Raw genomic sequence first — 3018 nt, 5'->3', positions numbered from 1 at the left:
GGTAATGTCGTGTCAACGACATAGCCCTTATCAGATGTCACTGTCGCAGGGTTGCCTGCGACATCATGCACCACCACACTGCCTGCGATTGATTTGTCGCCGTCAGCCACCAAATCACTACCTGCAACATCAACACTCCAACTACCGCCTGCTTTAACATCAGTCGTGTATGTTTTCTCGTTGATGGTCAGAGTGACGGTATCGCCCACGGTAAATTCACCAGTCACCTTACCGGTCAACGTCACATCTGTTCCTGCCTCCGCAGCATTCACAATGTTGTCCGCTGTAACCGCATCAATGCTGAGCGTCGCTGTCGGTACAAGCGTATCTAATGTGAATTTAATGTCTGTCGAATCCGAAACATTCCCCGCTTTGTCAGTTTGACGAACGCTAAAGCTGTTCTCACCTTCCTGCGCAACAGGTTTATCGGCACTCCAAGTTTTACCGCCATCAGTGCTGTATTCAACGGTCGCACCATCTTCGATACCCGAAACAGTGTAGTCACCCTTGTTGGTGATGCCATCTTTATTGTCACTGCCACTGTCGGTGGTCAAGATAACTATGGGAGCCTGTGGGGAAATCGTATCTTTATCTTGTTGATGTTTATCATCACTATTTTGTCCGGCAATAATACCACCTATGATAGCTCCTCCACCTATAATCCATGGTAAAAGTGAACTACTACCCGATACAACAGGCAACAAAGCCTCTAATCCTGTAATTTCTTTAAATAAAGGTACACCACCATTCCAGTCAAACCATAAAAATCCACATTCATTATCTTCAAAAACTAGATCTGATACTTGTTTATCTTCATATTCTACAAAAAAATTCTCAATTATGATGGTTTCGCCATTCTTTAATTTTAAAATTAAATTATTGCCTTCTTTTACAAATTCCTGCACATCCTCTTCGTGCAGACTAAGATGAATAATTGATGCATCATTCAGAACTAACTGATTATTTTCAGGAACAAATTTGCTTAATGTATCTTTATTTACAACAATAATTTTTGACATTTATTTAGACCTAAAAGACATTATAAAATTGAGCAGAATATGAGTTATTATAAACTACTTTAAGCACATTTTAAGCAATTTTCACCAACTAATTCACAGTTTGATGTTTCTTCGCAACCATCTACTAAACCCCATATATATTTTGAATTCGGCTCAGGTTTCCACCGGTGTGAAACAATCCTTCTAGCTGAGTTGCTTTATTTGTTGGATACCTTCTTAGTAAATCACTCAAATAAGCATACAGATCCAGGATTCGGTTTGGCTGATTAATTTAAAGTCATGATATTAACCGCCTGCACACACTACGCAGCACACTTATAAATCACCTATTTTACGGACTAAATTCCACAAACATACCCACCCCTTGTGGAGCAATGCTCAGATTGGATGCTGCGGGGTTAAGCTGGCGCTATTAGCAGAAACCTTAAAAAAAACAGCTAGTGCTACAACAGCAGGTTATACATGCAGATGGAACACCAATGACTGTAATGCAGATTGCCAGGAATAAACCGAAGAAAGGTTATGTTTGGGACTATACCACTACACTACACAATCCCATTCAGGCCGTCATTTATGACTTCCAACTGAGTCGGGCAGGTCAACATGCTGAAGATTTCTTGATAAGCTGGCAAGGTCATTTGGTATGTGATGATTACAGTGATTATAAGGCATGCCTTAAATCAGACCAGGTCATCGATGTGGGTTACATGGCGCATGCGCATTGTAACTGTAGTGTCAAACACCGCGACCAACAAAGGCAACAGGACAGTCAACCGATCATGCGACAACTGTACGCTTGGCTGAAAGCAAATCAGAATAAAGCACCCAAGAGTTCGCCTACAGCAAAAGCGATCAATTACAGTCTAAAACGCTGACAAGCCTTAATCCACTATTTGGATGATGGGAATATACCAATAGGCAGTAATTGAATCGAAGTGCGACACGAAGTCGCTTAATAAAATTATCCCCCCGCAGGAAAACAACCCGTGTCACTGGACGAATCTAGAAGACTGAATAAAGAACGCTTTTAACAATGTAACGAGGCACCGTATGGTGCGGGGTATCAATCTTGAGAAGTAGACCCTTTTCGCAGCCATAGCCAAACAAGAACTAGATAGTCGGCATGGTGAACATACGTAAATCTGCGTAACGATCGTTAAGTTGACTGAGTAAAAATAGCTTAACGCTCAAACAAAAATCGTAATGGAAGTGGGAATCCCATCTTTCGATTGCAGATTCGTGCCTCCACATACCTCCCTGTCGACAGCAGACACCTAGGCCGATGTACTTCAGTAAGTGAAAAGTAAAAATCTCATATCAATCCCATTAGGAAAGCAGTTTGTAAAAACCCTCCTAGGGTGATGTGGACAAAGGAACAAGAAAAAAGCAAATGCCAATCTATAATGGGTTAGATAGAGGTTGAAACCACCTTACGCGAAAGCTCTGCAATGATTGCTGACGCACTCATTTAGTAGCAAAGCTTTGGCCGCAAAACTAGTGTTTAAAAACCGAGATAAAAACACGGCTGGAGGTCGACAAGGCAACTTGGAATCCCCCCTCAAACCAAGATTAGTCAGACAATGTTGTTGAAAAGACGGGTTACACACCTCTTCTGCTTCGGAGAGTTCTTATTCAAAGAAAAATGGCAGATGATACCTCTCAGGATACCCACGATGAAATGCCGCACCATACAGGAGCTCCATCTGCTGGCTTTGAAACCCATCGCGAATACCACCTCCGATCTTATGGGCTCAGACCGCAATACTCAACAGATCCTGCAGCACAGTGCTTTGCCGCACTGAAAAGTAGTCTCCGACAAACCCTGTACCACCCACAGCAGCTATATCGTAAAGCTAAGTCATAGTGGAAAAGATGCTGTCACTAATCTTGAGATCTACCACCTACATTGCCCAAGGAGTGTTCAATTTACCAATGTCAACGATGTATAATCAGGTGTCGAAGGTACCTTAGAAGAGGCTTGAGCCATGTTTTGGGAAAC

General features: G+C 42.3%; 1 protein-coding gene and 1 pseudogene. One reads left to right on the top strand and one right to left on the bottom strand.

Translation table 11 applies throughout. The annotated features are described in order from the left end of the window. Positions 1-1019, bottom strand: a 1019-nt coding sequence (locus PHN62_RS17350; RefSeq protein WP_300152692.1) for an Ig-like domain-containing protein, incomplete at its 3' end; no start/stop codon positions are given. A gap of 382 nt (positions 1020-1401) precedes the next feature. On the opposite strand from PHN62_RS17350, the pseudogene PHN62_RS17345 reads away from it, so the two are divergent. Further along, positions 1402-1945 (top strand): annotated as a pseudogene (locus PHN62_RS17345) (transposase); the annotation flags it as partial. Between the last annotated feature and the right edge of the window lie 1073 nt (positions 1946-3018).

This window comes from Neomegalonema sp., from assembly GCF_028688855.1.
Lineage (GTDB): Bacteria > Pseudomonadota > Alphaproteobacteria > Rhodobacterales > Rhodobacteraceae > Neomegalonema.
This window is presented reverse-complemented; position numbering and strand designations above follow the sequence as displayed.